The 25,783-nt window shown below is 68.9% G+C and carries 21 protein-coding genes and 3 pseudogenes; 10 read left to right on the top strand and 14 right to left on the bottom strand.

The window, feature by feature from the left end:
- Nucleotides 1–7: 7 nt before the first annotated feature.
- Entirely contained in the window at nucleotides 8–1,390 is a 1,383-nt protein-coding gene (gene murF / locus ACEXOX_RS43715) for a UDP-N-acetylmuramoyl-tripeptide--D-alanyl-D-alanine ligase (RefSeq protein ID WP_406526149.1), read from the bottom strand.
- Nucleotides 1,391–1,901: 511 nt separating this feature from the next.
- Here murF and vanH point away from each other — a divergent pair.
- From vanH to ACEXOX_RS43695, 4 genes and pseudogenes are all read left to right on the top strand, one after another.
- Nucleotides 1,902–2,933, top strand: a complete 1,032-nt coding sequence (vanH, locus tag ACEXOX_RS43710; protein WP_406526148.1) for a D-lactate dehydrogenase VanH — start codon at nucleotides 1,902–1,904, stop codon at nucleotides 2,931–2,933.
- Nucleotides 2,930–3,969: pseudogene (vanA, locus tag ACEXOX_RS43705) on the top strand (D-alanine--(R)-lactate ligase). The gene vanH and the pseudogene vanA overlap by 4 nt, the downstream one beginning before the upstream one ends.
- On the top strand, nucleotides 3,966–4,574 hold the full coding sequence (vanX, locus tag ACEXOX_RS43700; RefSeq protein WP_406526147.1) for a D-Ala-D-Ala dipeptidase VanX: 609 nt from the start codon (nucleotides 3,966–3,968) through the stop codon (nucleotides 4,572–4,574). The pseudogene vanA and the gene vanX overlap by 4 nt, the downstream one beginning before the upstream one ends.
- The gene (locus tag ACEXOX_RS43695; RefSeq protein WP_406526146.1) at nucleotides 4,546–5,247 is read left to right on the top strand and encodes a hypothetical protein; all 702 of its coding nucleotides are present in this window, start codon (nucleotides 4,546–4,548) and stop codon (nucleotides 5,245–5,247) included. Before vanX ends, ACEXOX_RS43695 begins: the two co-directional genes overlap by 29 nt.
- A 340-nt stretch (nucleotides 5,248–5,587) precedes the next feature.
- Here ACEXOX_RS43695 and ACEXOX_RS43690 read toward each other — a convergent pair whose 3' ends face one another.
- From ACEXOX_RS43690 to ACEXOX_RS43675, 4 genes and pseudogenes are all read right to left on the bottom strand, one after another.
- Entirely contained in the window at nucleotides 5,588–6,868 is a 1,281-nt protein-coding gene (locus ACEXOX_RS43690; protein ID WP_406526412.1) for an IS701 family transposase, read from the bottom strand.
- Nucleotides 6,869–7,183: 315 nt separating this feature from the next.
- Nucleotides 7,184–7,462: pseudogene (locus ACEXOX_RS43685) on the bottom strand (transposase); the annotation flags it as partial.
- Nucleotides 7,459–8,013, bottom strand: coding sequence for a helix-turn-helix domain-containing protein (locus ACEXOX_RS43680; RefSeq protein WP_406526677.1), 555 nt, complete (start codon nucleotides 8,011–8,013; stop codon nucleotides 7,459–7,461). The pseudogene ACEXOX_RS43685 and the gene ACEXOX_RS43680, both read right to left, overlap by 4 nt.
- 1,329 nt (nucleotides 8,014–9,342) lie before the next feature.
- A complete protein-coding gene (locus tag ACEXOX_RS43675; protein WP_406526145.1) occupies nucleotides 9,343–9,666 on the bottom strand; it encodes a hypothetical protein in 324 nt (107 codons plus the stop codon).
- A 222-nt stretch (nucleotides 9,667–9,888) separates the two neighbouring features.
- Here ACEXOX_RS43675 and ACEXOX_RS43670 point away from each other — a divergent pair, with 222 nt between their 5' ends.
- Nucleotides 9,889–10,398 carry an LAETG motif-containing sortase-dependent surface protein gene (locus ACEXOX_RS43670; protein WP_406526144.1) on the top strand — a complete coding sequence of 170 codons (510 nt, stop codon included), beginning with the start codon at nucleotides 9,889–9,891 and terminating at the stop codon, nucleotides 10,396–10,398.
- Between the two features lie 531 nt (nucleotides 10,399–10,929).
- On the opposite strand, the gene ACEXOX_RS43665 is transcribed toward ACEXOX_RS43670, so the two are convergent.
- From ACEXOX_RS43665 to ACEXOX_RS43655, 3 genes are all read right to left on the bottom strand, one after another.
- On the bottom strand, nucleotides 10,930–11,505 hold the full coding sequence (locus tag ACEXOX_RS43665) for an SUKH-4 family immunity protein (protein ID WP_406526143.1): 576 nt from the start codon (nucleotides 11,503–11,505) through the stop codon (nucleotides 10,930–10,932).
- A gap of 354 nt (nucleotides 11,506–11,859) precedes the next feature.
- Nucleotides 11,860–12,471 carry a Clp protease N-terminal domain-containing protein gene (locus tag ACEXOX_RS43660; RefSeq protein ID WP_406526142.1) on the bottom strand — a complete coding sequence of 204 codons (612 nt, stop codon included), beginning with the start codon at nucleotides 12,469–12,471 and terminating at the stop codon, nucleotides 11,860–11,862.
- A 9-nt stretch (nucleotides 12,472–12,480) separates the two neighbouring features.
- Entirely contained in the window at nucleotides 12,481–12,684 is a 204-nt protein-coding gene (locus ACEXOX_RS43655) for a hypothetical protein (protein WP_406526141.1), read from the bottom strand.
- A gap of 52 nt (nucleotides 12,685–12,736) precedes the next feature.
- Here ACEXOX_RS43655 and ACEXOX_RS43650 point away from each other — a divergent pair, with 52 nt between their 5' ends.
- The 4 genes from ACEXOX_RS43650 (at nucleotide 12,737) to ACEXOX_RS43635 (ending at nucleotide 17,056) form a co-directional block, all read left to right on the top strand.
- Nucleotides 12,737–14,197 carry an FAD-dependent monooxygenase gene (locus ACEXOX_RS43650; protein WP_406526140.1) on the top strand — a complete coding sequence of 487 codons (1,461 nt, stop codon included), beginning with the start codon at nucleotides 12,737–12,739 and terminating at the stop codon, nucleotides 14,195–14,197.
- A gap of 750 nt (nucleotides 14,198–14,947) precedes the next feature.
- Complete coding sequence (locus ACEXOX_RS43645) at nucleotides 14,948–15,733, top strand: transposase (RefSeq protein WP_406526139.1); 786 nt, start codon at nucleotides 14,948–14,950, stop codon at nucleotides 15,731–15,733.
- A 143-nt stretch (nucleotides 15,734–15,876) separates the two neighbouring features.
- A complete protein-coding gene (locus ACEXOX_RS43640) occupies nucleotides 15,877–16,017 on the top strand; it encodes a hypothetical protein (RefSeq protein ID WP_406526138.1) in 141 nt (46 codons plus the stop codon).
- Between the two features lie 478 nt (nucleotides 16,018–16,495).
- Nucleotides 16,496–17,056, top strand: coding sequence for a VOC family protein (locus tag ACEXOX_RS43635; protein ID WP_406526137.1), 561 nt, complete (start codon nucleotides 16,496–16,498; stop codon nucleotides 17,054–17,056).
- Nucleotides 17,057–17,305: 249 nt separating this feature from the next.
- Here ACEXOX_RS43635 and ACEXOX_RS43630 read toward each other — a convergent pair whose 3' ends face one another.
- The 5 genes and pseudogenes from ACEXOX_RS43630 to ACEXOX_RS43610 all read right to left on the bottom strand — a co-directional run bounded on the left by ACEXOX_RS43630 (nucleotide 17,306) and on the right by ACEXOX_RS43610 (nucleotide 21,057).
- On the bottom strand, nucleotides 17,306–18,154 hold the full coding sequence (locus ACEXOX_RS43630) for a PIN domain-containing protein (protein WP_406526136.1): 849 nt from the start codon (nucleotides 18,152–18,154) through the stop codon (nucleotides 17,306–17,308).
- Nucleotides 18,155–18,660: 506 nt separating this feature from the next.
- Nucleotides 18,661–18,984, bottom strand: coding sequence for a toxin-antitoxin system YwqK family antitoxin (locus tag ACEXOX_RS43625; protein ID WP_406526135.1), 324 nt, complete (start codon nucleotides 18,982–18,984; stop codon nucleotides 18,661–18,663).
- Between the two features lie 424 nt (nucleotides 18,985–19,408).
- Nucleotides 19,409–19,665, bottom strand: a pseudogene (locus ACEXOX_RS43620) (transposase); the annotation flags it as partial.
- Between the two features lie 865 nt (nucleotides 19,666–20,530).
- Entirely contained in the window at nucleotides 20,531–20,836 is a 306-nt protein-coding gene (locus ACEXOX_RS43615; RefSeq protein WP_406526676.1) for a transcriptional regulator, SarA/Rot family, read from the bottom strand.
- The gene (locus ACEXOX_RS43610; protein WP_406526134.1) at nucleotides 20,764–21,057 is read right to left on the bottom strand and encodes a hypothetical protein; all 294 of its coding nucleotides are present in this window, start codon (nucleotides 21,055–21,057) and stop codon (nucleotides 20,764–20,766) included. Before ACEXOX_RS43610 ends, ACEXOX_RS43615 begins: the two co-directional genes overlap by 73 nt.
- A gap of 58 nt (nucleotides 21,058–21,115) precedes the next feature.
- Here ACEXOX_RS43610 and ACEXOX_RS43605 point away from each other — a divergent pair, with 58 nt between their 5' ends.
- Nucleotides 21,116–22,060 carry an amidohydrolase family protein gene (locus ACEXOX_RS43605; protein ID WP_406526133.1) on the top strand — a complete coding sequence of 315 codons (945 nt, stop codon included), beginning with the start codon at nucleotides 21,116–21,118 and terminating at the stop codon, nucleotides 22,058–22,060.
- Between the two features lie 1,949 nt (nucleotides 22,061–24,009).
- On the opposite strand, the gene ACEXOX_RS43600 is transcribed toward ACEXOX_RS43605, so the two are convergent.
- Nucleotides 24,010–25,107 (bottom strand): serine aminopeptidase domain-containing protein, encoded by a 1,098-nt coding sequence (locus tag ACEXOX_RS43600; protein WP_406526132.1) that lies wholly within the window; start codon nucleotides 25,105–25,107, stop codon nucleotides 24,010–24,012.
- Nucleotides 25,108–25,783: the final 676 nt, after the last annotated feature.

Raw genomic sequence — 25,783 nt, 5'->3', positions numbered from 1 at the left:
ACCGCTCCTACCTGTCGTCCATCGGCCGGTCAGCCGACACCTCGTGGGGTCCGCAGGCGAGCGCGGCGGCGACCTCGTCCAGGCGCTCCCCGCGGGAGCCCTTGACGAGCACCACATCGCCGGCAGCGAGCCGACCGCGCAGCCACTGGACGGCCGCGGCGTTGTCGGCCAGCGCCACCGCCCGTTCTCCGGCGCCGTCGGCGAGCGGCCGGGCGCCGACCGCGACCACCACGTCGGCCCGGGCAGCGGCGTACTCCCCAACGGCGCGGTGCTCGGCCTCGCTGCCCTCGCCGAGTTCGAGCATCTCGCCGAGGACGGCGATGCGGCGCTTGCCCTCGATGGCCGCCAGCGCGTCCAGGGCGGCACAGGTCGAGTCGGGGTCGGCGTTGAAGGAGTCGTCGAGCAGCGTTGCGCCGCCCGGGAGGTCACGCAGCTCCAGGCGCCACTTCGACAGCGAGACCGTGGGCAGCGCCGCCGCGGCCGCATCGAGGGAGACACCCGCCGCCAGCCCCGCCGCCGCGGCGGCGGCCGCGTTGAGGGCCTGGTGCGTGCCCACGAGCGGCAGCGCGACCAGAGCCCGGGCGGCGGCGGTCCGCAGGGTGAAGGACGGGCGGGCGAGCCGGTCCAGCGCCACGTCGAGGACGCGGACGTCGGCGTGTTCCGCCCGGCCGAAGGTCAGCACCGGGCGGTCGGTGAGCGAGCGCATCGCGGCCACCCGGGGGTCGTCGGCGCAAAGGACCCCGGTGCCGCCGGGGGCCAGGCCCTGCACCAGCTCGCCCTTGGCCCGGGCGATCGCCGCGCGCGATGTGAGATGGCTGAGGTGGGCCTGGCCGACGTTGAGGACGACAGCGACGTCGGGCGCGACCAGGCCGGTGAGCTTGGCGATGTCGCCGATGCGGCGCACTCCCATCTCAAGGACGAGGAACCGGGTGGCCGCATCGGAACGCAGCATGGTGAGCGGCACGCCGAGCTCGTTGTTGAGCGAGCCGCTCGTGGCGATCGTCGGCGCGGCGCTCGACAGCACGGCCGCCAGCAGGTCCTTGGTGCTGGTCTTGCCGCGGGATCCGGTCACCCCGACGACGGTCAGCCCTTTGCGCAGCCGTGCCACGACGTGGGCGGCGAGCGCCTGCAACGCGGCCTCGGTGTTCGTGACGACGACGGTCGGCAGTGCCGTGGGCCGGGAGCCGAGCGCGGCCACCGCGCCGGACCGGCCGGCCTGGACGGCGTAGTCGTGGCCGTCAGCGTGCTCGCCGGTGAAGGCGACGAAGAGGCCGCCCGGCTCGGCCTGCCGGCCGTCGAGCACGGCTGGCGCGGTCACCGTCACGGCGCCGTCGCCCTCGACCCTCCCGCCGACCACGGTGGCGATCTCGCCGAGGCTGAGCGGGATCACGCCTCAACCACGCAAGGAGCGGCGCAGCGCAGCAACAACCGGCCCGGCGCAGTGAGGGCGGGCGCAGGCGGGCTGGCGAGGCACAGGACGACACAGGCATGTTCGCTGAAACTCATGCCCTCCAGTCAAGAGAGCGTGGTGTTGCCGGTGCGTATGCAGTTTTCGATACGCCGACGATATGTTGCCTGCCACCACCCCGCGCGAGCATGGAGGCGGCCGGCTGCGCCGACTTCGTCCGTGGGATCGACCGGGTCACCCGACAGGTGGAGCATCCGGTCCGGCCGCGGCGTCGTCGGCCCGCCCGAGCGCAGCATCACGGCCGCCCGGAGCTGCGAAGGCGACACGGCGCCGTGTGGCGCAGGCGCCCCGCCGGCATCCTCCACGGGGCCAGGGCCGGTCCGTGACGATCAGGACGGTCATCATCCTGCGCGGGCAGCGGCCGCCTAGATATCGCCGGCGTATCAAAAAACGCATACGTCTCGGCAACACCGCGCTCTCTTGACTGGACGGCATGAGTTCCAGCGAATCCACACGAGCGGCGGCGTGCCGCACCCGAGCACCGGCGCCACCCTCACGGACTGTCTCGGCCACGGGAATCACGGTCTATGGGTGCGAGCAAGATGAGGCCCGCCTCTTCCGGGAGATGGCGCCTCGCCTGGGCGTGGTGCCAACCATCACGACGGCAGCGGTCTGCGAAGCCAACGTTGGCCTGGCCGCCGGCAACCGGTGCATCAGCATCGGCCACAAGACGCACGTCACCCGTGCCACGCTCCTCGCACTGAGCCGCGTCGGTGTGGAGTATCTCTCCACACGAAGCGTCGGATGCAACCACATCGACGTGAGCTACGCGGAGAGCGTCGGTATCTCCGTCGGAAACGTGGCGTATTCTCCCGACAGCGTTGCCGACTACACGCTGATGCTGATGCTGATGGCTGTGCGCCACGCGAAGGCCACCCTCCGCCGCGCCGATGCCCATGACTACCGGCTGGGTGAGACACGCGGCAAAGAGCTGCGCGACCTGACGGTCGGAGTGGTCGGCACGGGGCGTATCGGCACAGCAGTCATCGACCGGCTGCGAGGCTTCGGCTGCCGCGTGCTGGCCTACGACAACCGCCCCAAAACCTCCGCTGATCACGTGCCGCTCGACGAGCTGCTCCGGCACAGCGACATTGTCACGCTCCACACCCCGCTCACCGCAGATACCCGCCATCTCCTCGATGGCCGACGTATCGAGCAGATGAAACACGGCGCGTTCATCGTCAACACCGCACGCGGGCCGCTCATTGACACCGAAGCCCTTCTTCCGGCGCTGGAGAGCGGCAAATTGGGCGGCACGGCGCTGGACGTCATCGACGGCGAGGAAGGCATCTTCTACACCGACTGCCGGAACAAGCCCATCGAACATCACTCGCTGTTGCAACTGCAAGAGCTGCCGAATGTGTTCATCAGCCCGCACACGGCCTACTACACCGACCACGCGCTGCGCGACACCATCAAAAACAGCCTCATCAACTGCCTCCACTTCGAAAGCGGGAACACATGAACAGGTTGAAGATCGGCATCGTCTTCGGGGGCTCTTCCGAAGAACACCCCGTCTCCGTCAAGTCCGCCCAGGAAGTCGCGAAGAATCTTAACACCGATAAATACGAACCGTACTGGATCGGCATTACGCAGTCCGGCGCCTGGAAGCTCTGTGACGTCCCCGGCGCAGACTGGGAAAAAGAGGGCGCCCGTCCGGTCGCGCTGTCACCCGACCGAAGCGTCCACGGACTGCTCGTCCTGGAACAGGGACGATTCGAAGCGATCCGCCTGGACCTCGTGCTGCCCGTCGTGCACGGCACACTCGGCGAAGACGGGGCACTCCAGGGCCTGCTGGAGCTCTCCGACATCCCCTATGCCGGCTGCGACGTCCAGAGCTCCGCCATCTGCATGGACAAATCCTTGACCTACACCGTCGCCAATAGCGCGGGAATCGCCACGCCAAATTTCTGGGTGGTCGCAGAGAACGAGAAGGTCGACGCCAGCCGGCTTCCTACCCTGTCTTCGTGAAGCCGGCCCGTTCAGGCTCATCCTTCGGCGTCAGCAAAGTCACCGGAGAAGAGGACCTGCCGAGTGCACTGGACGCGGCACGACAGTACGACTCGAAGATCCTGATCGAAGAGGCCGTGACCGGGAGCGAAGTCGGCTGCGCCATTCTGGGGGATCCCTCCGCCCCGATCGCGGGCGAGGTGGACCGCGTAGCCCTCTCACACGGATTCTTCAGGATCCACCAGGAGGACTCACCCGAGACCGGCTCGGAGAACTCGACGTTCATCGTTCCCGCCGACATCTCCGAAGACTCGCGTCGGCTCGTCCAAGAGAGCGCCAAGACCATCTACCGAACCCTGGGCTGCCAGGGGTTTGCCCGCGTGGACATGTTCCTCAAGGAGGACGGCCAAGTAGTACTCAACGAAGTCAACACCCTGCCCGGCATGACCTCCTACAGCCGCTATCCCCGGATGATGGCCGCCGCAGGACTGCCGCTTTCCGACGTGATCGACCGGCTCGTGTCCATGACGCTGCACCGGAAAAAGCGATGAACGACGAGTTCGTGTACCTGGACGAACAGGTGCCCGGCATCCGCTGGGACGCCAAGTACGCCACCCGGGACAACTTCACCGGAAAGCCGGTAGACGGATACCTGGCCAACCGGATAGTCGGGACCAAAGCTTTGTGCACAGCCCTTAGGCAAGCGCAAGAAGAAGCCGCGTCCCTCGGTTTCGGCATGCTTGTCTGGGACGGATACCGTCCGCAACGCGCCGTCGACTGTTTCCTGCGCTGGTCAGAACAGCCAGAAGATGGTCACACCAAGAGGCGCCACTACCCCAATATCGACAGATCCCAGCTTATCGACAAGGGGTACGTGGCCGCCCAGTCGAGTCACAGTCGCGGCAGTACGATCGACTTGGCGCTCTACAGCCTTGCCACCGGAGAAAGAGCCCGCATGGGCGGCGACCACGACCTCATGGACCCCATCTCGCATCATGGGGCAAGAGGACTAACGCCCACCGAAGCGGAAAACCGCGAGCACCTTTGCTCCATCATGGAAAACTGCGGATTTGCCCGCTACGCCTGCGAGTGGTGGCACTACACGCTGAAAAGCGAGCCCTATTCAGATGTCTATTTCGACTTTCCCGTCACATGATGGAAGCCTCCTCCCTTACGTCTCACAGTGGGGAAGCCTCGACCGGAACGACGAGGTTGTTATGCGGCGTACCGCCTCATCGGGTCTCGACGTCTTCCTGAGGCGCACCGATCCATCGCAACTGCACGACTGGGCCTCCGGCGGATACCATTCGCGCGAGGAGTACCTCTTCTGGTCCCGCAAGGTCTGCGGTCTGGCATGCCTGCAGTCCCTGCTCCATGGCTGGACGGACATTCGACTGTCGATGCGTGAACTCCTTGCGCTGGCCCTCGACTGGGGCTGCTACGTCGTGGAGCCCCAGGGCAAGGTCCAAGGACTGATCTACAGGCCATTCATGGCGTGGGTCAGCTCACAATTCGGATTCACATGCCAACTGGTCGAGAACGCGCCGATTCACGAATCTGCCCCAGCAGTGCGCCCCGGGCACGTCCTGATCGCTTCGGTATCTGCTGAGATCCGCGACCCAAGAACCCCCGCACCGCGACGGGGAGGGCACCTGGTGCTGGTGCATGCGGTCCATGGCGGGATGGTGCGGTTCCATAATCCGTCGGGCTACTCCCACAATGCAGACTCCGCATCGCTACCCATGCGCGTCTTCGAGCGATTCCATGCAGGACGAGGGATCCTGGTCAGCGCGACACCGTACCGTGCGCCGCCTCCGACAGCCCAGTGACAACCCCGTCCGGCCCTCGGTGACAGCCGGCATGCAGCTCACCGGCGGTGATGTCGATCAAACTTCGATGGCACGCGGTCAAGATTCGGTGGCACAGGACAGGCGCAGCCGTGACAGGCCCGCCTCGCGGCGCACCTACCTGCGGAAACAGGGTGTGAGACTCACAAGCCAGTAGTTGCCTTCGGCGCACCGGGCGGCTGGCGTCCGACCCTTGCGTGGGCCGAATCCACGTGTGGCGGTCCCCTAGTAGGACTCCGTTAGGTCTGTCTCGGTCTTGGTGCCGTGTGTGTCCTGTTGGGTAGGGGTTGATGGCAGGTGGTGCAGATGCCGGTCCAGCACCTCAGGAGATTCTGGAGGGTGTCGAGGACCTGGTAGAGGGTGCGCCCGGTGCGGGCACTTTTGGGGCCAGGCGCTGTTCGGTGAGGAAGGCATGGGCGGCGGTCACGAGGGTGACGTGGTGGTGCCAGCCCGGCCAGGAGCGGCCTTCGAAGTGGTCCAGGCCCAGGCCGTGCTTGAGTTCGCGATAGTCGTGCTCGATGCGCCAGCGGACCTTGGCCAGACGTACCAGGTTGGCGATCGGGGTGTCGGCCGGCAGGTTGGACAGCCAGTAATTGGCCGGCGCCTCGGCATCGGCGGGCCACTCGATCAGCAGCCAGCAGTCGGGCAGGATCCCGTCCCACCAGCCATGTTCGGCCGAGGCCGCGGCCTTGACCGGACGCTCGACAGCCTTGCCGGCCGGGCGGACGCGCACGGCGGCGAAGCGGGAACGCAACTCTCCTCGGGAGCCGCCTCGCCAGGTGAGAGGGGCGAACGCCTCCTGCCCGAGGCCGACGGCCAGGGCAGCCACCGATGGTGCGGCCTGCCGGTATCGCGGCTGGGGCCAGCATCCGACCGGCCCGTTGCGCGCCGGGGCGACAGGCTCTGCCTCGAAGGGATGGGCGCTCGCATCCGAGCGGATGGCCAGGACGTAGGCCAGCCCACGCTCGGACAGCGCCGTCCGCAGGCGGGCGTTGGTGCCGTAGGCGGCGTCGGCCACCACGACCGGGGGCCTCATGCCCCAGTGGGCCAGCGTGTCGAGCATGTCCAGAGCCAGCCGCCACTTCTCGCGGTGCGTGACCTCGGGCGGAACGCGGGTGATGGCCCGGCGGCCGGTGTCCGACGCCCACTCCTCGGGCAGGAACAGCCGCCACTGCAGCGGGCAGGAAGCCGTGTCGGTCGCGGCATGGACGCTGACCGCGACCTGGCAGTTCGCCCGTTTGCCCAACGCTCCGCAGTACTGCGGAGCCACGGCGACCGACATCTGTCCGTCTTTGGGTACCGACACGTCGTCGATCACCCAGGCCGTCGGGTTGATGAGCGGCAGCGTCCGCTCGACGATCCGCCGCTGCACCGGCACCGGATCCCACGTCGACTGGTTCACGAACTGCTGCAAGTTCTGCTCGTTGCCGTCCGGCAGGCGCGCGGCCATCGCCTGGATCGATTTGCGGCGGCCGTCCAGCATGAGTCCCCGCAGGTAACAGTCGCCTTTGGCACGCTGGTCCTTGCGCGGCACCGACGCGAACACATCAGCCACGTACAACGCCAACGTGGCCCGGACACGGTTCACTTCAGGTGCATCCACACACCCAACATGCTCGTGATCAGCGCTGATAGGAAGACCTAACGGAGTCCTACTAGTGCTGGATTCCTCAAACGGTGTACACGTATCGGCGTCGTAGCAGGCGAGTTGGTGGTGCGGGTCTTCCCCATACCCAGGGTCGGGCGCAGGTGTTGAGCTGGAACGTGGCGAGGCGGGTGGCTTGTTCAATCTCGGATGGTCCGGCGAAGGACTGGCCGGCGAGGGCGGCCTTGCGGAAGATGCGCCACCAGCCTTCTGGAGGTTGAGCCAGCAGGCGCCGACGGGGATGAAGACGTGCCGGATTCTGGGATGGTCCTCAAGCCAGGTGCGGGTGGACAGACTGTTGTGTGAGGACAGGTTGTCGGTGACAACGTAGATGTCACCCGTGAGGTTGGCTGCCTCAATCTTCTGAAGAAACTGCTGGTAGAAGGCACTGTTGCGGGAGGAGGCGGTCATGGTGACCTCATGCCCGTCCCGCACTCGCAGAGCGCCGTAGCCCCAGGTCTTCTGCGGCCCGCGGCCGTAGTCGACCACGGACTTGATGCGGTGGCCGTCCGGCGACCAGCCCGGCGCCGGCGGGAACGTGCGCGGGATCACCGGTCCGAGCTCGTCGGCGCAGACGACCGTCGCGCCCTCGGGTGGGCAGGTGTAGAGGCCGATGATCCGTGTCCTTTTCCCTCGAATTCTGGGTCCTTCGAACGGGTCCGGGACCTGGTACGGCGCCAGCGCACCCCCTCGGCCAGCAAGATCCTGCGAACCTGGCTGCGGCCGATCGCGATGCCCAGCCGTCTGGCCTCGGCGGCCAAGGCATCAAGGGACCACTGAGGTGGCCCGGACTCATCCACCGCGGCCAGCTCGCCGTCCGCCTGCACAGTCAGCCGGCCCGGCGCCGGCTGACTGACCAGACCGATAACCCTGGAGCGTTCCGACTCGGTGATCCGCCGTTTACGGCCCTGCCCACCCAGGTTTTCCAGCCCGTCCAGGCCCAAGCGATTGAAGTGGTGCAACCAGCGGCGTACCGTCTTCAGGCTGCACCTGAGCTCGTCCGCGATGGCCGGCACCCGCTCCCCGGACCAGCTCAGCTCAACCATCCGTGCCCGTAACACCAGATCCCGCGGCGCCTTGCGCGCTCGCGACAACCGACGCACCAGCCGTTGCTCGTCCTCGTCACGGCCCGGCCGTGCCCGCAACCCCACCGTCCAGCACCCGCCCCCGAGCACCCGAACCACCCCGCCAGCAGGTCACATACCCAATGAAAGAGGAATCCAGCACTAGGCACCCCACGTGTCGAGCTTCGACTTGTCGAGCTTCGCACGGTGAGCGCTTCCAGCTCCAGCTTCAGCCTCGGGGAACACCAGTACAGCGTTCGGAATGATCTTGGTTGGCGGTGGCGTTGACCCGCCGGACTGTCTCGTCGCTGTCGACTTCGGCGTGGAGCGTGCCAGGGGAACCGGTCGCCGTCATAGCCCCCACTCGGTCCGGCGGGTACACCACACCGGCGGTGCCGGCCCTGAGGCCAGCCGTCTATCACCGGCACCCCGTCGAGCCCGACGGAACACCGCAGTACCACAGGAGCCATCCCGCGCTGTCACACCCCCGACATCCGGCACCGTCCGATACGGCTTGAACAACCGAGCAACCTCACCGGCATGCAGGTGAGTCGCGGCCGCGCGGTGCGCCGCTCACCGCCGAGGCCCAAGTCCCCACCGCACAGGGAGCCGCTGCTCTCCTCGCTGCTGAACCCCTTGTCCGCTTCTATGAGCCGGAGCACGATAGTTGTCACCATCGGCATCCGCTGACCCGCGGCTTCGACCGGGCAAAGCGCGCACGTTGTCATCAGGCCAGTGCGCTCCCTGTCACCAGCAGTGCACGAAATATGGTGGGTGACACCGACTCCCGGCCGCTCGAGCTGCACAGCGGCCCTGGAGCCAGCCCGGTGCGCCCCGTCCGGCGGACCCGCCAGGTGCGACGGCTGTTCCGGACCTCAGCGAAATATTGCCCCGGTGCTCATTGGGGGATGAAGGCTTTGCCGAGTGACACGAAGGACACTCCTTCCTCGTCGTCGCCGGACCCCGAACCTGGGCTGCGCACCGGCTACATCACCGGCCAGGGCGGTGTTCAGCTACGGACATCCCTTTGTTGCGCGTCCCGTAGCAGCCGACTCCTCATCGTCTACTCCTACGGCGCCCGCATCCGGACGCCGGTTGCCATCTCGCCTCTTCCGAACGCCCGCCAGCGGGCAACCATGGGGCCAGCTGGCATCACGCCTTGCGCCCCAGGTGACTGCGCCGAATTCAAGGCGCCGGATCAGGCGGGGCGCTGGCAGGCCACGCCCCGAGGACGGGTCGACCTGCGAAAGCGCCCGGTGAGTACCGTCACACCGGGTGCGTCCGCTCGGTGCACAACCATTCGATGGCCTCGCCGGTCACATACTTGTTCGGCTACGGGGCCGTACCGCGCTTGCCCACCGGCGGCCGTCAGTCCGGCTCCCCAAGAAAGGTCTCAATGAAGCTCCACCGTGCCCTGGCGACCGCAGTTGTCACGGCCGTCATCAGCCCCCTGACCCTGCTCGCGGCCCCCGCCGCGTCTGCGACGGACCAGGCGCCGACGCCCACTGCCACGCCCTCCGCGTCGGCCCCGGCCATCGCCGCGTCGACCAGCGCCGACGGCACCCATGGCGGTGACAGCGCTGCCCGTGACATGGGCAGCGGGGAGTCCATCGCCGAACGGCCGGCCGCTGAGCCGACGCCCACCGCCTCGGGCTCGAACTCGGCGAAGCCGAGTACCACGCCGTCCTCCACCACAACCCGCTCCTCCTGCTTCCCGATCTTCGACGTAGACCGCGGCAAGACGGGGCTGGCCGGTCTCCCGGGCAAGATCGTCGCCGATTCCGGCTGGCATGAGTTCACCTACCGCGTCACCAACGTCTCCAAGATTGCGGTGAGGGCGACCGACATCTCCCTCACCCTGGGCACCGCCGACCCGAACCTCAGCGACATCGCCGAACTGGACGTCACGGTGCAGTGGTTCAACCCGAAGACACGCACCTGGAAGCCCATCGAAGGCGAGGGCGCCAAGGTCCAGGACAGCGACGACTTCGCCACCATCAAGCAGCTGAAGCCGGGCGAATACGCGGACGCCAAGCTGCGCATCAAGGCCGGCGGCAAGGCCAAGGCCGGCACGGGATACTTCTTCACCATCGGGTACTCCTACGGCGAGGACGACCGGTGCGGCTTCGACAACATCAGCCAGTTCGACTTCACCGTCCTCTCCCCCACAGCAAGCCCGGCCCGGTCGACGACGCCAAGGGCAAGCCCGTGCACGGCAAGGGCAGGCCGGGAAAGCCGGGCACCGCCGGGAATCAGCCGGCGTCGCACGGCGGCCATGACGAGCTCCCGGTCAGCGGCACGCTCGCGGAAACCGGCTCCTCGGACAGGCTGCCGAACCTTGCCGCCATCGGTGGCGCCGCCGTCCTCGCCGGTGCCGGAGCCGTCGTCATCGCACGTCGCCGCAGGACCGGACCCCAGGCGTAAGGAGCCGTGCACCCTGCGTCCGCTACCACGTGGGCTGCTCCCACTGCTCCAGCGGTAGCGGGCGGTGGCGCTGAGGCACTGGGCTCCACCCCGGGGGCCCACCGATGAAATGGCCCTTCGCCCTGCACCAGGAGGGCGACGCTGACGCGATGACCTCGGCCCATCTGCACATCGGTCTGGGCGTTGGCGGCCGCGTCGGCTCCCGGTCAGCCGGAGCCCGGCGGGGCAGTGCCGGCGGTGGACCAGGGCGGACGATGCTGGGACACGGCGCCAGGACCGGGGCGGCAAGGCGGGTCAGTCTGCCGGATCCCAGCGCACGCGTTCCCGCGGGCGCTGGGACGGCGCCGCGCGGAAGACCGGCCAAGCGCGCCGGCGTCCCGCAGAACACATCGCGGGCAGGGAGCCGGTGGCACCCATGCCCCTGCCGCGACGGAAGCTGTCTTCCCCTGTGCCGTGAGGCGCTTGTAGAGCAAGTGGGGGTGAAAGCCCCCGGCACGGAACTCTTCACAACCAACGTTCCGCTGGTGCTGATTACCGGGCGTCCGGGTCAGAGACCCATTTCAGGATGTCGTGCCAACGAGAGTGAGGGACGTCCAAGGCTGCCGGGTCGATAGCTCGCATCTGCTCGGCCAGACGCTCTCCTGCTTGCTCGGCCTTCTCGTAATCGAGGTCCTCGTTCATCTCTTCGTCGTAGTTCGGACGCTCGGCCTCAAGCAGGCAGAGGAAATGGGCGAAGGAGCGAAGGTCCTTGTTGAGCGGGTAGACCTCATCTTCGTCCTGGGGGAGACACAGGACGGTACCGGTGGCGACGTCGAGGGCGATGTCGTCGTACGGGACCATGCCGATCAGAACCCAGTCCGCCGCATTACCGGGAAGGTTCGTCCAGCGGGCGTTCAGGTTCTCGTAGCACGCGCCGGCCTTCTTGAGCTTCGGGTCACATCTGCCGATCAGGTCGAACCATGGGTTGGCGCGGACCGGGAGCCCTACCTCACGCAGGAAACACCGGCTGGGCTCATGCCCGATGCCCCCCAGCTCCTCCTCCGCGAGGGTGACTATCTCGTCTGCATTGAACTGGCTCTCCAGCAACGCCCTGTCGGCGGTCATCATGCGAGGCCAGCTCCTTTGTGTTTGTCGCACCCGTGAGACTGTCGGTTGCCACGGGAACATCAGTGGATCGCCACGGATACGTCAATGGGCCTTCATTGACCGCGGTGGGGTCTGCGCCCTGCACGGCTCACATCATCGTGCAGCATCGTCTCCGACCCAGCGCGCCGGCAGGAAAAGCCGTCGTCCTGACCGTCGGTGACGGCGGCAAGTAGCGCGTCCCCGCTCCGGGGGTGTAGCTCCTTTGGAGGGACGGCCCCGCCAGCGCAGACCTGCGGGTTCACAAGTGGCATGTGATCCCTCCGGCCATACTGGTCGGCCTGGGCTCCCTAGCGACGATCTTCCAGCCGGTCGTGATTACGGCTGACGCGGCCACTCGCGGCGTTCGCCCGGTGGGGATCCGTGCCTCGCATGCCCGATGTGGCAAAGCGCCAGCTCAGCCCGTCCCTCCAAGGAGCTACATCCCGTCTCAATGGCCGTGCTGGCCGCCCGACGCGATGTGCGCTCGTGCCGTGGCGCGGTCCACGCCGAGATGGTCCAGTAGGTCCGCGACCGGGTCGGGCCGGTTGTGGGTGAGCAACGCGAGCAAGAGTTGGCGGGGGCTTGGCTGTTTCTGTTCTTGCGTGTGGTGTTCTTGATCGCCTGATTGATGGCGGCTCTGGCGCTCGTGGTGAGTGCGGTGGCCGGAACGGCAGGATGCCTGCGCGGTTTGGCTTGTGGCGCCTCATCGACATCGAGCCCGATAGCACGCAAGGCGGCCGTGTCCAGGTCGGCCAGCGCGGCTCGGGCGGTGGCCAGGTCCACACCGAGCACATCTGCACCTGGTACGCGGATGCTGGTGGAGTTGGCTGCCGCGAGCAGACCGAGCAGGAGGTGCTCGGTGCCGATACGCCGGTCGCCGCGATGCCGGGCTTCCTCAGCCGCTGATTTCACGGCCATCACGAACGGGCTCTTCTCCGCGCCGAACATCACGACCCCTCACTTCCCGTACCTGGCGTGCACGGACTGGCGTGACATGCCGAGTGCGTCGCCGATCTGTTCCCAGGTCCACCCTTGCTCCCGGGCCAGTGCAACCGAGACGGCCTCGACCTGCTCGGCCAGCCGGTGCAGCGCGCCGACCGCGCGTAGCCCCACGGCGGGGTCGTTCGACCGGATGCGCTTGGACAGATCTTCCAGCTCCATGCCTGTCAGGCTAGGTTGACACAGCGCTCGCTGTCAAGCTAGCCTGACAGGCATGAGCGAGGTTGCGATCATCGGCGCGGGCCCGGTCGGGCTCATGCTGGCGTGCGAGCTGAGCCTGACCGGCGTGGTGCCGGTTGTGCTCGACAAGCGAGCGGGACCGGGCGAGTTGCCCAAGGCCAACGGGCTGGTCGGGCAGATCGTCGATCTGCTGGACCACCGCGGACTGCTGGAACGCCTGAGTGAGGGCAGCCCGTTCTGCGGTGTCCCGCCGGGGTTCCCGTTCGGTTCGGTCCCGCTGCGCTTCACCGGGGTGGACGGCATCCCGCTGCGCATGCTGATGATCCAGCAGCCCCGGCTGGAGCGGTTGCTGGGCGAGCGCGCGGCCGAGTTGGGGGTGCGGATCCGGTGGGGCCACGAGCTGACCTCGCTCGCCCAGCACCAAGACGGCGTGACGTTGGAGGCGGCAGAATCCCGTCTGGACGCCCGCTATGTGGTGGGCTGCGACGGTGGCCGCAGCCGGGTCCGGGAGCTGGCCGGCATCGACTTCCCGGGCACGACGGACGACGAGGCGTTATGGCTCGGTCATTTCACCACCGACGCGGGGACCGGTGTCTTCGACAGCCCCGACATGGGCGGGCTGCGGCCGGGCTGGAACCGCACCGAGGGCGGGCGGCTGATCCTCACCTCACTCCAGCCGGGCGTGCACCTCGTTGGTGTACGGGAGAAAGGGACGCCTACTGCAGGTCCGGTCACGTTCGCCGAGTTCCGGGCGGCCGTCCGCAGGGTGCTGGGCAGGGACCTACCGCTGGGCAAGGCGACCTGGTTGTCGAGCACGGTGGCCCAGGCTCGGCTGGCCGAGTACTACCGGGCGGGCCGGGTGTTCCTGGCCGGGGATGCGGCCCACCTGTTCCCCGCGGGCGGCTCGTCACTCAACATCGGCATGACGGATGCGATCAACCTGGGCTGGAAACTCTCGGCCCGGCTCCACGGCCGGGGCCCTGAGAACCTGCTCGACACCTATGAAGCCGAGCGCCGGCCTGCCGCTGAGCGTGCCCTCATGCAGACCCGTGCCCAGGCGGTACTCGACCGTATGGAGGGTGAGGATGGCGAAGCCCTGCGCGCGCTGCTCACCGAGGTGTTCGCCTACGAGCAGCCGCTGCGGCACCTCACTGACCTGTTGCATGGCAGCGACACCCGGTACGGCACGGCGGATCATCCCCTGGTCGGCCGCCTGGTTCCCGATCTGCCGCTCACGACCGACACCGGCGCACGACGGGTGGCCGAACTCATGCGCCGAGGCCGTCCCGTCCTGCTCGACCTGGGCACCGGGACGATGCTCGACGGTGACCTCGACGACTGGATCGACGTGGTCAGGGCCCGCTGTGACGACCCACCCACCGACGCCCTGCTGATCCGCCCGGACGGCTACGTGGCCTGGGCCGGCACCGTTGGGCTCGCAGAAGCGATCAAGACATGGTTCACCCCACCCGACGGCACGGCGAACACGACGTAGACGGCGGAGCAGACCAGCGGATGGCTGAACCGCACCTCGCCACCGGTGATCGTGACCAGGTCGGGCACCTCGATAAACGCGGGCATGCCCAGTCATGAGGATCCGACCTGCACGGTCGCGAAGTCACCGGTGTCCTCTGCGATCCGAGGCCGAGACGATGGTGCTATTCGGCGTCAGCGAGGACAAACAGGTCGAGAACTGCTCACGGACGGCTGGTCGATGACGAGCGCGTCCGAACAGGGCCAGGGCCAAGGCCGTGGCCAGCGTGTAGACGGCCTGGACCAGCGTCCAGGCATGGTTGTCGGAGAAGGGTGCGGCTCCTGGCTCATACAAGATTTTCGTGAGCGTTGATCGCCTTGCTGGGCCGTGACATCGCGCTGTTTCGGCGGGATGCTGTCGGTGTGTGACGATGTGTTGAAGCTGTTGCCGCAGCTTGCTGTTGTGGAGGTCGGTTCGATCGAGGAGTCCGGCGGCGTGGTGGTGATCGCCGCGCGATCCCGGGCGGGTCCGGCCGCGTGTACGGGTTGCGGCCGGGACTACGGATCGATCTATCGGTCCGTAGTCTGTACTGCGAGGATCCGGCCTGCTCGAAGATCACCTTCGCTGAGCAGGTCGAGGGACTGACCGTGCGCTACCAGCGCCGGACCACCGCGCTACAGGCGATCGTCGTCGCTGTGGCGACGGCGCTGGCGGGGAAGGCCGGATCGCGACTACTCCGGGGACCGCAAGGACGGTACCGCCACCGCGCACGTGGGCCGCCAGTGGCTGGGCAGGTGGGGCAAGACCGACAACTGCGTGGTCACGGTGACCCCGGTGTGGACCGACGGCCGGGTGTACTACCCGCTGCACGCGGTGCCCTGCACCCCGGCCCACCACTTCCCTCGCAAGCGGAACGACCCCGCCTTCCGCACCAAGCCGCAGTTGGCCGCTGCCCTCACGATCGAGGGCAAGCAGGCGGGCTTTCACTGCCGGGCGGTGGTGGCCGACTGTGCCTACTCCGTCAGCGACGACTGGTACCTCGCGCTGCGCGATGCGGGCCTGCCGTACGTGGTTCACCTCAAGCCGCGCCGCGGCACCTGGGCTCCCACTGCCGAGCCGCACACTCCCGTCGACGCCGCCCGTGCCCTGGCCTGGCACGATACCGAACACTGCGGTGACTGGACACTCGTTGAGCGCCACTTCTGCGACGGTCACACTGAAACCTGGTGGGCCGCCGACGCCACGCTCGGCGGCTGGCACCCGCTCGGCCCGGCACGGCTGGTCGTCGCCGCCACCGACCCGGCCACGCTGCCGGAAAAGGCCACCTGGTACCTGGCCACCAACCTGCCCCACCCCGACGCGCCGCACGCCGTCACCGGCCCGCACCCGTCGGCCGGCCTTGCCGAAATCGTCCGCCTCTACGGGCTGCGGCCCTGGACCGAGCAGAGCTACAAGCAGATCAAGAACGAGCTCGGCCTGGCCGACTTCCAGGTCCGCTCCGACATCGCGATCCGCCGTCACCAGACCCTGGTGAACTGCGCGTTCTCCTTCTGCTGAGACCAGGGGTTCGCCCCGCCCGGCCCGGCCCGGCCCGCTGGACGTCACCGCACCGGATCCTTGCCCCGACGACCAGCCAGAGAGGGGAGCCACCACGTCCCGCCAGCCCCAACTACCCTGCTGGCCCCGGGGCCTTACGCGCCGTGCGTTCCTGGCTCACCCCGGCCACCACCCTGCACCGCTGGTGGCGGGCCTGGACCGACAAGGGCCCGCCCGCCGAACTCCAGGCCCTGGTCGACGCGGTCGCCTCCGGCAGACTCCTTGATCTCTACCGCCGGGTTTAACGAACTACCGGTAACGGCGCGCACCCGGCCGGGCCTGTCGTACTACCCGACATGGGTGCGCCATGTCGGCCGGCCCGGACGCAGTGTCCCCGCCGACCGGCTCAGGTTCCGGATCCGGACTGAGTCGTGATCGGGCTTCTAGGGTTACCCGCTGGGAGGACGGATCCAGTAGTCCGGTACGCGTCACGCGTGAGCAACGGGCGGACGGACGGGGCGGGCGGGCGACGCCGACGTCAAACCCGACCAGGTCCTCACTGCCCACCGCTCAGGAGCGTACGTGCGCCCTGATCCAGCCCCGCAACAGGGCCTGGGACCTGTCCGGCCGGTCATGCAGTTCGTTGGCGTTGACACCTCACCCGCGTACATGGCCAAAATTGATTTAACGTTCAATCTGTTCTGGTGGCATGCTGCTCAGGGCGGCGCCGACCAGCCCGGCGACCGACCCAACGCCCCACCTATCTACAGGAGATGACCCGACATGGCGCAGACGCAGCCCCGGCCTCAGGCGCAGGCCCAGTCCCTGCCCCTCCGTCTCCATCACCACGCCTGGATCACCGACGACCAGGAAGCCAACCGCCGCTTCTACGAGGACGTGATCGGCCTGCCTCTGGTGGCCACGTGGACCGAGCGCGAGGCGATGGCCGGCGTCGAGCGCGCCTACAGTCACACTCTCTACGGCCTGGCCGACGGCAGCGCGCTCGCCTTCTTCCAGTTCGCCGACCCCAAGGACCAGGAGGAATTCAGGACCAGTATCAACTCGACTCCCATGCGTCACATAGCCTTCAAGGTCGAGGCCGGTGCACAAGAAGCCATCCGCGAGCGCATCGACGCAGTCGGCTCGGCGGACGCGAACCCCCATGTGATCGACCACGGCTTCTGCGTCTCGCTGTACGTCACGGACCCCAACGGGCTGATCCTGGAGTTCGCCGTCGACCACCCCGACGTAGAGAAGATCGACGCCGAGCAGCGCACCACCGCACACACCGACCTCGCCCGCTGGCTCGCCGGAGACCACACCAGCAACAACCGCTGGCGCTGACCTGCACCCTGCGGCGCTGGCCGGAGCCGCTTCGGGCCGGCCGCTCCGGCCACGAGGGCGCTGCAGACACCGTCAGCAGTTGTCGGCCTCTCACACTGCCGGTTGCTTCACAGGGGGTCACGCCAGCCGCACTGGGACAGGTCCTGGCCGCGGCTCAAGAGGAGGAGTTGTGGCCCGGTACCGCCCCGGCAGCGGACCTGGAAGCTGATGCGGTTGCGGAGCAGGCACCATCGGCCGTCGCTGCTCCAATCATCCGAGAGGCTGCGGCTGACCGTCCCGAGTCGTCCCAGGACAGCAGCGGACCGGACTCCCCGCCTTCCGTGCGCGCGTCGGCCCCGGCCGGAGACGCTGGCGCAGCCGGTGACCGCCAAAGCACGGGCCTTGCACTTGGTACTCGACGCGGACCCGTCCGGCATCAGCCTGGAAACGCTGCTGCCCCGACTGGAGACTGAGCGGCACATGGCCGTCCGACGCCAGGTGCGCGGCTGGCTCAGCGAGTGGGCTATTGATGGATAGATCCAGTGCCCCGACGGAGAACGCTACCTGCGAGGTGAACTGGACCTGCGCACTCCCACCCTCGCCACCAGTCAGTGTGCGCCGCAGTTCCTGCGACGGGCCTACCAGCTCGTCTCCAGCACACCGGAAGAAGAAATGACCAGTCGAGAGCTGGCCAACGCGATGGGCGGCGGACATCCGGCAATCATCGAACGCCAGCTCGGTCACCGACGAGTCAGTATTCAGCCCTCCGGTGTGACGGCGCCCAGCGAGTGCGATCGCCGCGGCCCGGCTTCCTCCGCCGTGCCCTTCGTAAGTGGTCCTCAGGGCTTCGGCGGGCAGGTCGCCGTTCACGTCGACGATCTGTGCACGGCCGAGGCGGGCCAGGGCGGCCAGGTGGCGAACGGCGCCGAGGGCGGCGCGCTCGCCGGTCTGCCGGGTCTGCAGGTAGCCGAGTTCGGCCAGGCACAGCGGGGAGATGACCAGCGTGCGGGGCAGTCCCAGTACTTCGCGGGCGGCGCGGTGGTTCCGGTCCCGGGCGTTGAAGACCGCGAGCAGGGCCGAGGTGTCGGCGACGGCGAACGCCGGCGGCGGAGTGGTCACCGGCGCAGGTAGGCGTGGGTGTGTTCGGGCAGGTCCGGCGGGCCGTGGAACAAGGCTGGCCAGTCGGGTGCGGCCGGGTCGTCTGCGAGTGCCGTGGCGGGGACGACGACCTGGCCGACGGCCCACTGGACGGTGACCGCCGCCGGGGACTGGCCGGTGACCCCTGCCAGCTGACGCAGGTAATCCGCGGTAGCGCCCGTGGACGTGACGTGCGCGGTGATGCTGGGCCCGTCCTCGGGCGGCAGCTCCGGTGGCGGCTGGTCACTCTCCTGATTGCTGCCCGTTCCGCCAGTGTGCCGGGTCGGCGGACCAATGGCTCGGTAGATCCCAAGATGCCGGTTGTGTTATCGGCCTTCAGCCATGACCGGTTCGCAAGCCCTGACCCGGTCTGCAGACGCCGCCGGCGCACCAGCCCCCGTCATGTTTTTCGTGGTCCTGCAATGGGGCCGCTGACCTCCGGATCCGGCATGACTGTCGCCCCCGGCCCCCTGGACGCGGATGTCGGTTCAGGTGTCTTCGCGGCGCCACAAGCCCAGCGCGTCCCCGCGCTCGTCCCACGTCTGCTCCTCGCGAAGTGAGGCGACCGACCCGTCGACGAACCGCCGGCACTTCACGACGCCATCGGGGTGCCATTCCCGGCACTCACCTACGGCACGGCCGTTACGGGCCATCCCCTCGGACCGCGGCGTCCCGTCCCGGTACCACTCCCGGCAACGGCCGTGTAGGACACCGTCGGAGAACTCGTTCAAGCTGGTCAGAGACCCGCCGTGGTACTCGGCCACCTCCCCGGTGAACGGCTCACCGCGGAAGAGCAGACGCTGAGCAGTCAACGCTGAGGCACCAGCGCAGCATGGTGGAGACCCAGTCGCTGGCGTACAGGCAGTACGCGCTTTCCCCAGGCGACAGCCATTCGGCGGGGTCCTTGCCGCCCTTGGCGCGGTTCGGCCCGGAGCTGTCTGCTACCAGGCCGCGCGACAAGGCGTACCGCCGCGTCTTCGGCGGCGCCGAAGCTTCAGCTACGAGGACATCCGGAAGCCCGAGGCCCTGGCCAGGCCGAGCGTTTCGCCCAGGACGACCCACGGGACGTACGGCACGTCTTCGCCGCGGTCGACCGTCTCAACGGACGGCCCCTTTCTGATGTTGCATTAGGCGGTACCGACGCCTTGCGCATCCCCGCGGCGCCGTACCGCCCGTTGACCGGATCAGGGCGCTGGTCAAAGGCGCCAGGTGCGGATGCGGTCAGCCGCAGGCCTCAAGCCGGACTACGTCCAGGATCGCGGTCCAAGAGGTGGCGCCGGGGTCGAGGACGGCGACGAACGAGTACGGCCACCCCGGAATGACCTGCGCGTCGTCCTTCGCAGCCGCTCGACGTCGGTGTCGCCGCGGCCCAGACCGCCGTACAACGCACCGTGCCCCCACCGGTGCTCGGTCAGCAACCTCAGGCCGACCGGGGACTTGACCGGTCCATCCGCGCACAGTACGGCGTCGGCGAGTTCGAACGGACGTCTCATCTGCACCACTCCACGCAAGCGCGATGTACACGTACGGCCCACTCGCCCCTTTGGACAGTGGTGTTGTGGCCCAAGGTGTATCGCCACCGATATCCTTGACATGCCAGCGCTCAGTGAGAGCGTCCAGAAATGCGATAATGACGCTGTTCGCCGAACATGCCTCATCGCCATCGAGATACTCGTCGTACAGGCGATTATGGTCCCTGGCCAATTCCCGGCTACTGGACGGCACCTCACCTTGCCAAACCGCCAGGTCGTAGCTCATATTTCACTCACCACGTCTCGCGCACGACAGACTTCAGCGCTCACAATGCCCCTCCACCTGACCTCATCCACCATGCCGTTGCCCCGCCATAGGAGGTCGGTTTCTGATCCGGCCATCTCCTACTCCTTGTGTGCGGTCCTGGCTCGGTGCTCGTAGGCCCCTTGTTCCTGGGATCGCTGGTCAGAATTCGGGTGTACGGGCCCTGCCAGGGGCGGACCCCTGCGCGTCGATCCGCGTGAGCCGTAACTCAATGGCTACCTCGCTGCGGCCGAGTTCCTGACTCAGGTCTTCTGCCATTTCCTGGCTCTCCTCTGCCGTGGCGCCTTGAGCGCAGCGCAGCGCGAGTTGTTCCTCCTCTTCCTCCGTCCACCTCTCGTGGAATCGGCTGTGCGTCTTGCGGCCCTCAGCGACGCTGTTCACGAGTTGCGGCAGTGGCCGTGCACGATTTTGGGCAGTGCCCGGCACGGCCGTGCTCACTGTCCAGGAGGAACGACAGCGCTCCTCGGCCGTCCGGCATTGTGCGACCTGGACAGGATCTGCGGCGCCCGGGCCCGGGGGCCGGGTCAGAGGGCCAGGCCCGCGAGCCCGTCGCCCGAATGCTCAGCCCTCGTCCGCCGCCGGTCCGGCCGGCCTGGCAGTGGTCTCGCCGATGATGCCGGCCAGGCGGTGCAGCTGCGCGGCGAGGGTGTGCCGCTCCTGCGCGGTGAACTGTGACAGCGCCGCATACTGGCGGGCCCGCAGGCGGGCCTGCATGACCGCGAGGTGTTCGGCGCCTGCCTCGGTCAGGCTGACCAGGACTTGGCGCTCGTCGTGTGGTGAGCGGCGCCGGGTGATCATACTGGCGCCCTCCAGCTGCTGGAGCATGCGGGTGGCGGTGGGCACGCTGACCTCGGCGCGAGCAGCCAGGCGGCCGACGGGCAGGCCCTCGCCCCCGGTGACCTCGGCCAGGGGGCGAGCAGGGTCAGTTGGGCCAGGGACAGGCCGCCGGCGGACTGGCCGACAGTGGCGGACCGTGAGCGCCGCATCGCGTAGAAGAGCCGGTCGGCGGCCCGGGCCAGATCTTCGATGCCGGGCTCCACCGGCAGGCCGGGGGTGCTGTGGGTCTCGGGTTCGCCTGCTCCTCGCATGGCTGTTAGCTTACTGAGAGAGTTTAGTTAGCGCGCTAAATATTAGGGATGAAGCACTATGCCGTTCCCCGCTCGCATCGACGTCCACCAGCACCTCGTTCCGCCGGTCTGGGCCAAAACCCTCGCCGCGCTGGGCCTGGACTCCGGCGGCTGGCCCATCCCCCACTGGAGCCCGGAGAGCGCCGTCGCGATGATGGACCAGCAGCAGATCGCCACCGGCGTCCTGTCCGTCACCGCGCCCGGCGTGCACCTCGGCGACGAGGCACAGGCCCGGGACCTCGCCCGTGCCGTCGACGAGTACGGCGCCGAGGTCGTCAAGGACACCCCCGGCCGCTTCGGCCACTTCGCCAGCATCCCGCTGCCCGACGTCGACGCCGCCGCGGCGGAGGCCGTCCACGCACTGGACCACCTGCACGCCGACGGCGTCGTACTGATGTCCAACTCCCGCGGCCGCTACCTCGGCGACCCTGACTTCGAACCGCTGTGGGCCGAGCTCGACCGCCGGAGCGCGAACGTCTTCCTCCACCCCGCCCAGCCCCCGATGGACCTGCTCCCGGGCACTCCCGCCCCGCTCGCCGACTACGTCTTCGACACCACACGCAGCGCCCTCGACCTGGTGCTGAAAGGCGTCATGCACCGCTACCCGAACGTGCGGGTGATCCTCTCCCACGGCGGCGGCTTCCTGCCGTACGCCGCCTACCGCTTCGCCGGCCTGACCTCCACCGCCGTCGACCGCGAACGCAGCGCCGAGGACATCCTGCGCGACCTGAAGCGGTTCTACTTCGACACCGCCCTGACCGCCAGCCCCAGCGCCCTGCCCGCCCTGCTCGCTTTCGCCGAGCCCGGTCACGTCCTCTACGGCAGCGACTGGCCCTTCGCCCCGCACGAGGCCGGCAGCTACTACAACCACTTCCTCGAGACCTACCCCCACTTCGCCGCGGGCCAGGCCGAAGCCGTCAACCGCAACAACGCCGAACTTCTCTTCCCCCGCCTCGCCCGCTGACCTGCGAGCGAAGCACCACGAAACCGCTTGAGGCCACAGCCTCGCCGGGCGGGGCGCCGCACCACGGCACTCACCGAGCGAGGACGGCGCGCCTGGCGTCGTCCGCGGCGAGCCGGACACCGGCGACACGGTCGCCTGCGAGTTCGCACGCCTCCACCTCGCCAGGCACGGCCGTGGCACCGTGGGCCGCGAACCGGGCCAGTTCCTCTTCGGCGGGCTCGGTCTGGGCGCGGTGGGCCGAGCGCGACGCGCGCAGCCAAGGTCTGGGCGGCGCCGAGGCCGGCCAGGCCGCCGCCCATCACGACGAAGCCGACACCCTCGGCGACATCGCCCGACCCGGGCGTGCGATGTCAGCTTCTGCTGGGGTCGCCATGCGCCCACCGTGCGGCAGTCCGGCCGGCGGTGCAAAGAACTTCGCGGAAAGCGCGAACCTGCTCCATGACCGACAACCTCGATGTCGTCCCCGACGCGGCCGGGCCACGGCTGCGCGCCGTCCGCAAGCAGCGCGGATCGCTGCTGGAGCAGCTCGCGGAGCTGACGGGCACGTCCGTCAGCACCCTGTCCCGGGTCGAGCCGGTACTGCGGCGGCCGATGGGGTGTGGATACCCCTCTCCCGCGGCCCGGGCGGCCTCCGCGCGTTCAAGTAGGTCCTGCCGGGTGCCCGCACAGAGCCCCGAGCAGCTCGAACAGCAGGTGCACTACGGCTGCGAGTGGCTCCACGTCCTCACCGGCCAGCTGCGGCTCGCTCCCGGCGAAGACGCACTCCGACGCGGATACGGACGGACGGGTGCACCCGGCCTTCGCCGTGCACGTTCAGCGACACCTTCCCCATCACCCCGCCCCGCCGCCGGGCAACCGCCTGCCCTTCGCCGTCGAGGCGGAAGAGCAGACGCCACGGCCGGTGCGGCTCGATCCGGTTTCCCGGATGACCACATCGGAGCGTGCCGGTGGCCCACCTTCGCCGAGCCCCCTACTGTCTTGAGCCCGACCAGCCCTCATGCAAAGGCCAGGTGGTTTCGCTGTTCTCGGCACCACCACCTCCCGGTAGCGGCCCGAACCCGACCCTGAGCCCGGGAGGCGGACCAGTGCCTTCACCCGGCAGCGATCACCCCTGCGCCGGGCGCGGGAGTGGTTCGGCGGCCTGACCGAGGCCGGCCGGCCAGACACATCGGACACCAGCCCGCCCGCCCAGGCCGCCGAGTGCAAGTCCCGCTCCAAGGTCCTGTACTGCACAGGCAACACGACAGGGGCCTCCAGCCGGTACTCGTGCTGAGGGCATGGATCTTCCCACTCCGGAGGCAACGACATCTGGTACTGGACGCACTTCGAGGACCAGGACTGCTGGGGCAATGTTCCGGCGGTGGATGTGAGCACGCATCAGGACCCCGCCCCCGGCCTGCCCATGTGCTCGTAGCCACCCCTGCTTTCAGGGGGTCTCGCCTTCCCCGTCCCACCGGCAACAAGCACAGCACCTACCGGGCGCCGACGGGAGAGGCGACCGCGTCGGTGGCGAGGGCTTCGTGGTGGGTTTCTTACTGGTGGCGGGCGGCGCGCGTGGCGACGAGGTCGTCGAGCTGGTCGCCGCGCTTCGTACCGGCCGCCGCACCCTTCGCACTCGCAGGTCCAGCGGGGCCAGGCGCCCCGCCCCTCCACCGTGCAACCCCTGCTGCGGGTCGCACGCGGCTCCCCCGGACTTGAGCAGCCGGTACATCAGCGGACGCGTGACGACCGTACGGCGGCATCGCCGGCACCGCTCCACAGGCAAGGGACCAGGCGTCCGGGCCTTCGGCAGGCATCACCACTTCCCTCCTGCCCGAGGCCGGCTTCTCCGGGGTGTGAAGGTGAGGCGTTGCGTCATGACACAGCCGGTGTGCGTACCGGCGGGCCCAGTGGGCCCCGTGCGGGAGGCGGGGCACCCGCGCGGGGCCAGGTGCGGTGGTGGAGGTTCTTCAGCCCTGTGCGGTGTGCCGCCAGGGCCGCACGAAGTCGTGGAGGGCCCGCTGTGCGGCCGGGGCGATCACCGGATCGTTGACGGGAGTGCCGGCGGGGTGGAGGAGGTGGTCGAGCCCGGGAAGGACCCGCAGTCCCGGGCCGGTGGTGCGGGCGGCGGCGAGGCCCGACAGCAAAGCGGGCATCGTCCGGCAGGGCACATTGGTGTCCTCGGTGCCGCAGGTGACGAGCGTCCGTGTGCCGGGCGCGGCGCCTCGGGCGACGGACGGCGGGAAGAGAGCGTCGTCGCTGCGGACAAAGTCCGCGTTGACCGGCCCGAACATGCCCTGGAAGAGGGCGGCGAGGGACGGCAGCAGCGCCGAGGTGTCCACCGGCCGCCGAGCGCGGAAGTCCGCGATAGCCCTGGCCACGCCCCGGTTGTTCCACCACGCCTGCTGTGGGGTGAGGTGCCCTGCGGCAACCGCCCGGTTCAAGGCGTCCGCCAACTGGAGGCGGATCAGATCCAGCAGCCGCATGCTCTGCGGGGCGATGAGCGCGAGTCCGGCCGGCTTCTCCTGTACGGCACGGTCGACGAGCAGTGCTTGCAGGCCGCCCTCACTGTGCCCGACCACGAGCAGCGCTTGCGGGTCGGCTTCAGGCCGGGCACGCAGGGCGTGGTATGCCGCCACGGCCTGTCGGGTGTAGGCGGCCATGTCGGGAGCGCTGCCGCGTCCGCCCAGGCCCGTGCGTCCGGTGCCGTATTTGTCGAACCGCAGGCTCATCACACCGTCGCCGCCGAGGACATCGGCCATGCGGGCCAGGGTGTGGGGGGTGAGGCCGGGCGGCTCGTCGCCGTTGCGGTCGGTCGGGCCGCTGCCGGGAAGCAGCAGCGCCGCGGCGAGCCGGTGGCCCGCGCGGTGGGCGGGTATGTGCAGTGTGCCGTACGCGGTGACGCCGTCCGCGGTGAAGTGGATCTCGCGGTCCACGGCGGGTACGAGGGCGGCTCGGGACCCAGCGGCCCCCCAGGCCGTGCCCGGTGCCGGCCCGGCCGTGAGGACGGTGAGCGCCGCCATGAGCACGGCGAGCACGCTGCCGCGCCAGGGGGTGCGTGAACGCATGGTTTCTCCCGATGATCCGAAGGGGGCGAAGCGAGTGGGAAGCCGGGGAAGCGGCGGCCGGGGCGCAGGACGCCAGCCTCTGCCCGGATGGCTGAGCAACTCACTTGCCTCTCCCCGTTGATGAACAAACCTGCCGCCTGCCGCAGGCAGTAACGGATCAACGAAATATGACACACGTTTCAAGGTTCGAGGGGAACATCCCGCTGGGCCGGCCGCCGACATCTTCGCGGCCGCGGTGCACGCCTGCCGGACAGCCGGGAACGCGGGACGGCCGTCGGCCGCGTCCTGGACGTCAGTCCCGACACCGCCGCGCGAGAGGCCCTCGTGCGTTGGGGAGCGTCGTCCGGAGGCAGTGACAGGGTCGTCCGCAGCACTGTCTTAGGGCGGCGGATCGCGCACGGGGCGGCCACCGGCGCGGACGCTCTGCGGCTTCTGGCGCGGGGCGTCCGCGCCGGTGGTGAGGCTGCCGCCTTCAGGCCCGGCGGCGCAGTCCAGGCGGTGCACCGCAGGCCGCCCGCCCCGCATCACGCCGACGCGCCAGCAGTGCGCTTCTTCGGCGGCGGGTCGAGGAGGCGCACCGCGTGCCGGCCCGGCGCAAGCAGGAGGCGGGGAGCCGGGCAAGGCACCTCTTGGGTCGGCTGCGGCGGGCCGGCACGCTCAGCTGCGAGGCGGCCCG

Origin of the sequence: Streptomyces sp. Ac-502 (assembly GCF_045222935.1) — a bacterium.
GTDB lineage: Bacteria > Actinomycetota > Actinomycetes > Streptomycetales > Streptomycetaceae > Streptomyces > Streptomyces monomycini.
Note: the sequence above shows the minus strand (reverse complement) of the source record. Positions and strands in the feature narration are given on the sequence as shown.

Bases quoted from the DNA above. Each gene is read 5' to 3' on its own strand.
- ACEXOX_RS43695 (WP_406526146.1), top strand. From the start codon at position 4,546: ATGTCTATTTCGACTTTCCCGTCACATGATGGAAGCCTCCTCCCTTAC.
- vanH (WP_406526148.1), top strand. From the start codon at position 1,902: ATGAGTTCCAGCGAATCCACACGAGCGGCGGCGTGCCGCACCCGAGCA.
- ACEXOX_RS43635 (WP_406526137.1), top strand. From the start codon at position 16,496: ATGGCGCAGACGCAGCCCCGGCCTCAGGCGCAGGCCCAGTCCCTGCCC.
- ACEXOX_RS43660 (WP_406526142.1), bottom strand. From the start codon at position 12,471: ATGTTCGGCGCGGAGAAGAGCCCGTTCGTGATGGCCGTGAAATCAGCG.
- ACEXOX_RS43655 (WP_406526141.1), bottom strand. From the start codon at position 12,684: ATGGAGCTGGAAGATCTGTCCAAGCGCATCCGGTCGAACGACCCCGCC.
- ACEXOX_RS43600 (WP_406526132.1), bottom strand. From the start codon at position 25,107: ATGCGTTCACGCACCCCCTGGCGCGGCAGCGTGCTCGCCGTGCTCATG.
- vanX (WP_406526147.1), top strand. From the start codon at position 3,966: ATGAACGACGAGTTCGTGTACCTGGACGAACAGGTGCCCGGCATCCGC.
- ACEXOX_RS43605 (WP_406526133.1), top strand. From the start codon at position 21,116: ATGCCGTTCCCCGCTCGCATCGACGTCCACCAGCACCTCGTTCCGCCG.
- ACEXOX_RS43610 (WP_406526134.1), bottom strand. From the start codon at position 21,057: ATGCGAGGAGCAGGCGAACCCGAGACCCACAGCACCCCCGGCCTGCCG.
- ACEXOX_RS43665 (WP_406526143.1), bottom strand. From the start codon at position 11,505: ATGATGACCGCCGACAGGGCGTTGCTGGAGAGCCAGTTCAATGCAGAC.
- ACEXOX_RS43650 (WP_406526140.1), top strand. From the start codon at position 12,737: ATGAGCGAGGTTGCGATCATCGGCGCGGGCCCGGTCGGGCTCATGCTG.